This is a genomic window from Saccharopolyspora sp. MMCC62, from assembly GCF_057736575.1.
Map to the genome: position 1 here is coordinate 45,790 of NZ_JBYKCM010000019.1, position 7,016 is coordinate 52,805.

The following is a 7,016-nucleotide window of genomic DNA, read 5'->3' on the forward strand; positions in this document are numbered from 1 at the left end:
CGGGTGGTTCTCAGCGGATTCCGTGCAGGTCCAGCAGCAGGTCGTGCACGTCGGTGGCGGCGAGGCGGCCGGTGCGTCCGACGGCGGCCGGGACGCGCGGGTCGGAGCACAGCAGCACCGGCCCGTCGTCCGGGGAGTCCGGCAGCCTGCCGTGCGAACCGCGGACGGCCCGCCCGTCGAGCGGGACGACGTTCATGGCGTAGCGCAGCCCGGTCTTCTTCTTCGCCAGGTTCAGCGCCGCCTTGGCCCGCACCCAGCGGTCATCGGGGTCGAGGAACAGCTCGGCGGGGTCGTAGCCGGGTTTGCGGTGGATCTCCACTCCCCCGGCGAAGTCCGGTGCCCGCTCCCGGTCGAGCCAGTAGTAGTAGGTGAACCAGGAATCGGGTTCGGCGACGGCGACGAGGTCCCCGGCGCGCGGGTGGTCCAGGCCGAAGCGGGCCTGCGCGGCGCGGTCCAGGACGTCGTCGACGCCGGGCAGCGCCGCGACCAGCGCCCGGACCCGGTCCACATCGGATCGATCGCGGACGTGCAGGTGCGCGACCTGGTGGTCGGCGACGGCGAACGCCCGCGAGGCCCACGGGTCGAGGTACTCCATGCCCGCTTGGGTGTGCACGTCGAGCAGGCCTTCCCGGCGCAGCGCCCGGTTGAGGTGGACCTGCCGGTGCACGGGCGTGATGCCGTACTCGCTGAGCACCACGGTGGTCGCCCCGGACTCGCGCGCGTCCGCCAGCAGCTCGGCGAGCGCACCGTCGACCTCGGCGGCCGCCGCGCGGGCCTGCGGGCTCGCCGGCCCGTGGCGCTGCAGGTCGTAGTCCAGGTGCGGGACGTAGCACAGCAGCAGGTCCGGCCGGTGGTCGTGCAGCACGCGGCGGGCCGCGGCGGCGATCCACCGGGAGGAGGCGATGCCCGCGGTCGGCCCCCAGTAGTGGAACAGCGGGAAGGTGCCGAGCTCGGCGGTGAGCTCGTCGTGCAGCTCGGGCGGCCGGGTGTAGCAGTCCGGGGACTTGCGGCCGTCGGCGTGGTAGATCGGGCGCGGCGTGACGGTCCAGTCGGTGGCGGCGCCCATCGCGTACCACCAGCACACGTTGGCGGCGGTGTAGCCGGGGTGGTGGCGGCGGGCGGTGTCCCACACCTTGTCGCCGTGCACGAGCCCGTTGTGCTGCCGCCAGAACAGGACCTCGCCGAGGTCGCGGAAGTACCAGCCGTTGCCGACGATCCCGTGCTCGGCGGGCATCGTCCCGGTCAGCAGCGTGGATTGCGCGCTGCAGGTCACCGCGGGCAGCACGGTGCCCAGTTCGGCCTGCCACCCGTCGGCGGCGACGGACCGCAGGTTCGGCATGTGGGCGAGCAGCGCGGGCGTGAGGCCCACGACGTCCAGCAGCAGCACGGGTTTCACGCGGCCTCCCGCTCGTCGATCAGCCGCCGGGTGAACGCGAGTTCCGCGGCGATGCCCGCCGCCAGGTCGGCGGGCGGGTCGGGCAGCACGGTCCAGGTGTAGGTCTCCACCTCGACGTCCGGCAGTGGTCCGGGCAGGGCGGCGAGGACCTCGCGCAGCACCCCGGTGGTGGGTCGCACCGGCCCGTCGGCGGCCCAGTGCACCGGCACGTGGAAGTGCACGCGCCACGGTCCGTCCCCGGGGAGTTCCCCGAACGCCTGCGGCAGGTCGTCGCAGCGGCGGATGCCGTCGGCGGCGCGTTCCCGCACCTGGTGCAGGTAGCGGGGTTCCGCGTAGCGGGCGAGTTCCGCGCGGGCCGCGGCGGGGTCGTCGACGTGCAGCGCAGCGGAGGCCTGGACCTTGACGACGTCGACGCCGCTCGCCGCGATGGCGCGCACGGTCTCGGCGGGGTCGGCGAAGGACACCGCGAGGTGGCAGGTGTCCAGGCACAGCCCGATGTGCTCGGTGTCGCAGCCGGGCAGCCAGCCGAGGGCGTCCGCGACGGTGTCCAACCGGCAGCCGGGTTCCGGTTCGACGGCCAGCCGGATGCGGCGGCCCGTGCGGTCGGCGAGCAGGCCCAGCCGGTGCGCGGCCTGGTCGAGGTGCCGCCGGGCCGCGTCCTCCTCGCGGGCCGTCCACGGGGTTCGCCACCCCAGCGGCAGCGTCGAGATGCCGCCCCGGCCGCCTTCGGGCAGCAGCGCGGCGAGGACTTCGGCGCAGTGCAGCGTGTACCGGAGCCGTTCCGGTTCGGCCCAGGTCGGTTCGTACACCCGGTGCTTCACCACCGGCCGGTGGAATCCGCGGTGCGGGAAGGCGTTGAGGGTGCGCACGGCGAGCCCGCGTCCGTCCAATTCGGACTTCAGCGTGGCGCGCGCGGCGGCGTCCGCGGCCAGGTGCTCGGCGAGGTCGGCGGCCAGCCACAGGCCGACGCCGAGCACCTCGGCGCCGAGCCGCTCGCGGACGGGTTCGGCGTGCTCGGCGAGCTGGGCGCGGACCCCGTCGAGGTCCTCGGCGGGGTGGACGTTCGTGCAGTAGGACAGCACCGGTTCACCCCCTCGATCCGCGGAGCACGGAGTTGTCGGCGAAGGTCGCCCCGTCGGCGGTGAACCCGGGCAGCGGATCCAGGTTCAGCCGCCCGCTCTGCCCGTAGAACGCGACCGGGTTCCGCCACAGCACCCGGTCGACGTCGTCGTCGGTGAAGCCGGCGCGCAGCATCGCCTCGCCGGTGGCGCGGGTCTTCAGCGGGTCGGAGCGGCCCCAGTCGGCCGCGGAGTTGACGACCATCCGCTCGGTGCCGTGCCGCCGCAGCAGCCGCACCATCCGCTCCTCGTCCATCTTGGTGTCCGGGTAGATGGAGAAGCCCAGCCAGCAGCCGGTGTCCGCGACCAGCTCGACGGTGACCTCGTTGAGGTGGTCGACGAGCACCCGCTCCGGTGGCAGCCCGGATTCGCGGACCACGTCGAGGGTGCGGCGGGTGCCCGCGGGTTTGTCGCGGTGCGGGGTGTGCACCAGCACCGGCAGATCGGCCGCGGCGGCGAGCTGGAGCTGGTGGGCGAACGCGTCGTCCTCCTCGGGGGTCATCGAGTCGTAGCCGACCTCGCCGACCGCGACGACGCCGTCCTTGGCCAGGTACCGCGGCAGCACGTCGAGCACCTCGCAGCAGCGGGGATCGTTGGCCTCCTTGGGGTTCAGCGCGATGGTGGCGTGGTGGCGGATGCCGAACCGCGCGGCGCGGAAGCGCTCCCAGCCGATCAGCGCGTCGAAGTGATCGGTGAACGAGGTGACGCCGGTGCGCGGCTGACCGAGCCAGAACGCGGGTTCGACGAGGGCGCGGACGCCGGCGGCGTGCATCGCCTCGTAGTCGTCGGTGGTGCGGGACGTCATGTGGACGTGCGGTTCGAAGATGCGCATCACGCCTCCAGGAGTGCGCGGGCGTCGGCGGGCACGTCGCGCCCGGCGGCGCGGCGCTCGGCGGCGAAATCGGCGACCATGCGGCGGAGTTCCGCGTCGGCGCGCTGCGGCAGCCCGGCGACGGCGGCGAGCGGCACGCCGGTGAACAGGCACTTGAGCACGCCGTGCCGCCAGGCGTGGTCGTCGAGGTGCCGGGCGAACGGCCCCATCGCGGCGGCGACGAGCCGGATGTCGTTGGCGCGCAACGCATCCCGCACCAGCTCCAGCCCTGCTTCGACGACCGCCGGGCCGAGCGGGTCCAGCGCGCGGAGCACGCCGCGGCGTTCGGCGTCGTCACCGTGGCGGTACAGCGCCGTCACCTCCGCCGCGACCCGGCCGGGTTCGGCGGTGTCGGCGAAGGCGCGCAACAACCGGCCGCGCACCCGGTCGTCGACGGTGCCGTGCACGAGCCCGTGCGGATCGTCCCGGTCGACGGGCCTGCGGCCGGTGTGCCTGCCCACCGCGGGGAACCGGGTCGCGATGCTCGCCGGGTCCCGGCGCACCGCGGCGATCGCCTCGGACACCCAGGGCTGGTGCAGCGCGCCGATGGCGCGGCGGGCGACCTGCGGGGCGGCGTGGCCGTGCCGCGGCAGCTCGACGGCGGCGAGACCGGTGAACCCGATGCCGGCCAGGGCTTCCAGCGTCCCGGTGAGGTCGAGTTCACCCGCGCCGAATTCGAGGTGCTCGTGCACGCCGGGCCGCATGTCGTCGAGCTGCACGTGCACCAGGTGGTCCCGCACCCGCCAGGCGCACCCGGCGGCGGTGTCCTGCTCCACGGCGACGCAGTGCCCCACGTCGAGGGTGATGCCGAGCGGTTCGGGTTCGCCGAGCCGCTCGCGGACGGCCAGCGCCGCGTCGACCGTGTCGACGAGCATCCCGGGTTCGGGCTCCAGCCCCAGCCGCACGCCGTGCCGCCCGGCTTCCTCGACGACCAGCGCGGTGCCGTCGAGCAGCCGCCGCAACGCCACTTCTTCGTCCACATCGGACGGCCGGGTGCCGGACCAGAACGAGACGACGTCGGCCCCGAGGTCGGCGGCCACCCGGACCGCGCGCCGCAGGAAGTCCACGCGGCGCGCGCTGTCCGCCGAGACCAACGTCGGGTGGTGCTTGACGTGCGGGTCGAGCAGGTACCGCGCGCCGGTCTCGACCACCACCGACAGGCCGAGCCGGTCGAGCAGGCCGCGCACCCGGCGCACCTGCTCGGCGAGGTCCGCGGCGAACGGGTCGAGGCGGTGGTGGTCGAGGGTCAGCGCGACCCCGTCGTAGCCGAGGTCGGCGATCACCCGCAGCGCATCGTCCAGCCGGTGGTCGCCGAACCCGTTGGTGCCGTAGCCGAAGCGCAAGCCCGTCACGTCGCCGACACCACCTTCCCACCGGCCCGGACCACCGGCGGGAGCGCCGCGAGCAGCACCGCGGCGCCCAGGTCGTGCCGGGCGGTCAGCGCGATCTGCAGCGGCACCATGCCGTGGATGCCCGCGCGGGTCGCCGCCCGCGCGGTGCGCGCGTCCACGTTCCGGCAGGCGTGCAGCTGCACCGAGCCGACCTGCGCCGCGTACCGCGCGGCCGCGGCGAGCGCGGCGATCCGGTGCAGCGGGGAGGCGCAGCGCCCGCCCACCGCGGCGACCGCCACCAGCGCGGTGGTGCCCGCGGCCGCCGCGGCCGTGACCGGGTCGGTGCCGCGGACCTCGCCCCGGGAGAGCGCGGTGACCGCGCAGGTGTGCGCGGCGAGCAGCGCCGCCGCCGGCCACGCCGCCCGGGCACCGCCCGCGCCGAGCAGCACGTCGAGCCCGCGGCAGGCCGCCATCGCGACCGGACCGGCCGGGCCGCCCTTGAACACCAGGTCGTAGCCGACGACGCTCATCGCGAGCGCCGCCCCCGCACCGGCTTCGGCGGTCCCGGCGAGCGCACCGGCGACGACACCGGAACCGGTGAGCAGCGCTGCCACCCCGAGCGCGGTACCGGCACCGACCTGGCCCGACGGGATGGGCCGCTCCGGGCGCTCCACGGCGTCGAGCTCACGATCGGCCCAGTCGTTGAGCGCCATCCCCGCCCAGTACAGCGCCACCGACGCCACCGGCAGCAGCGCGCGCCGCCCCCGCAGCGGACGTCCGGCGGCCGCCGCGCCCACCGCGGTGTCGCCGAGCGCCGTCAGCGCCGCCGGAGCGCGGGTCAGCGCGATCAGGCCGGTCAGCCGGCTCCGCCCGCTCACCCTGCTCGACCCGCTCACCCTGCTCGTCCCGCCCAGCGCGGTCATCGCGCACCTCCGCCGCTGATCTCCCGCACCCAGTCGTGCAGCTCGCGGACCTGGTGGTCGAAGCGGTGCCGCTCCGGGTCGCCACCGGCGCCGAACGGGTCCTTGAAGAAGCAGCCCAGCGCGGTCAGCGGACCGCTGCACCCGGCGTGGTGCGCCAGCGCGACCAGCCGGGTCAGGTCCAGCACCAGCGGCGCGGCCAGCGCCGAATCGCACGCCGACCAGGTCAGCTGCAGCGTCACCGCCGAGCCGAGGAACCCCTCCGCGCGCACGTGGTCCCACGCCACCTTGGTCTGGCCGAGGTCCGGCACGTTGTCGATGTGCAGCGGCGCGGCGACGTCCTCGCCGAGCAGGGCGTGCAGCCCGCGCGACTTCGACGCCAGCTTGCTCGCCGCGGTGCCCGGGTCGGCGAGCGTGGCGCCGTCTCCGCCGCCGAGCAGGTTGGTGCCCGCCCAGGAGCGGACCGCGAGGGCGCGTTCGGCGAACACCGGCGCGAGCGCGGTGCGCAGCAGCGTCTCGCCGGTCTTGCCGTCACCGCCCGCGTACGGCAGGCCGCGCTCCTGCGCCAGGGCGCGCAGCGCGGGAACGGCGATCCCGGTGGACGGCGTGAACTCCACGAACGGGCAGCCGGCCCGCACGGCCGCGCAGGCGGCGACGACGCTGGCCGGGACCGGGCCGGCCGGCGCGGACCCGGACGCGGATCCGGAGCCGGACGCCGAGCCGGAGCCGGACGCGGAGCCCGACCCGGGCCCCGGTGCGGCCTCCAGCGCGGCGTCCAGGGCGGCGGCGTCCGCGAGCCGCGCGCCGTCCGGCCACGGCGGTTCGGTGGAGGCGACGTCGACCACCACGACCCGCTCCAGGTCGTGCCGCCGCGCGAACGCCGACAGGTCCCCGGCCAGCCGCGCGACCGCCGCCGCGCCGGACTCGGACCGCGCCGCCGGGTCGAAACCCGGCCGCAGCTCCGATTCCACCGCGGACAGCTGCGGTGCGACGGCGGCCACCACCCCGGCGGGCAGCACGCCGGCCGCCACCAGCCCGTCGGCGGTCTTGCGCAGTTCGGCGGCGGAGATGTCGTGCCCGCCCACCACGATCTCGTCCCAGCCCGGCAGCGGCACCGCGCCGAACGCGGGCAGCGCGGTGACGCACCCCGTCGGCGGCACCAGCCCGGACCGCAGCGCAGCCAGCCCGACGATCGCCGTGGTGGCCACCGAACCTCGTGCTCCGATCAACCACATGCCGGTGCGACCCGGCCGTGCGTGGTCCCCCATCTGGTCACCTCCTGGAGCAGGGGTGGGGGGGGGGGCGCGGGGGGGGCCCCCCCCCCCGCTGAACCGCGGGCCCGCCCCCCCCCCCCCCCGGGGGGCCGCGGGGCCCCGGCGG

The 7,016-nt window shown here is 76.0% G+C and carries 6 protein-coding genes; all 6 read right to left on the minus strand.

Features of this window, described 5'->3' with window-relative positions; genetic code table 11:
* Positions 1-10 precede the first annotated feature (10 nt).
* Genes AC29IT_RS28575 through AC29IT_RS28600 form a run of 6 tightly spaced genes read right to left on the minus strand, consistent with a single transcriptional unit; the run spans position 11 to position 6,904 of the window.
* Positions 11-1,396 carry an alkaline phosphatase family protein gene (locus AC29IT_RS28575; protein ID WP_488220761.1) on the minus strand — a complete coding sequence of 462 codons (1,386 nt, stop codon included), beginning with the start codon at positions 1,394-1,396 and terminating at the stop codon, positions 11-13.
* Complete coding sequence (gene eboE, locus AC29IT_RS28580; RefSeq protein ID WP_488220762.1) at positions 1,393-2,478, minus strand: metabolite traffic protein EboE; 1,086 nt, start codon at positions 2,476-2,478, stop codon at positions 1,393-1,395. The genes AC29IT_RS28575 and eboE overlap by 4 nt, the downstream gene beginning before the upstream one ends.
* Before the next feature lie 4 nt (positions 2,479-2,482).
* Positions 2,483-3,346: a TatD family hydrolase gene (locus AC29IT_RS28585; protein WP_488220763.1), complete on the minus strand. Its 864-nt coding sequence runs from the start codon at positions 3,344-3,346 to the stop codon at positions 2,483-2,485.
* A complete protein-coding gene (locus tag AC29IT_RS28590; RefSeq protein WP_488220764.1) occupies positions 3,346-4,737 on the minus strand; it encodes an EboA domain-containing protein in 1,392 nt (463 codons plus the stop codon). Before AC29IT_RS28590 ends, AC29IT_RS28585 begins: the two co-directional genes overlap by 1 nt.
* Complete coding sequence (locus AC29IT_RS28595; protein WP_488220768.1) at positions 4,734-5,576, minus strand: SCO3242 family prenyltransferase; 843 nt, start codon at positions 5,574-5,576, stop codon at positions 4,734-4,736. Before AC29IT_RS28595 ends, AC29IT_RS28590 begins: the two co-directional genes overlap by 4 nt.
* Before the next feature lie 59 nt (positions 5,577-5,635).
* The gene (locus tag AC29IT_RS28600; RefSeq protein WP_488220765.1) at positions 5,636-6,904 is read right to left on the minus strand and encodes an inositol-3-phosphate synthase; all 1,269 of its coding nucleotides are present in this window, start codon (positions 6,902-6,904) and stop codon (positions 5,636-5,638) included.
* Positions 6,905-7,016 lie beyond the last annotated feature (112 nt).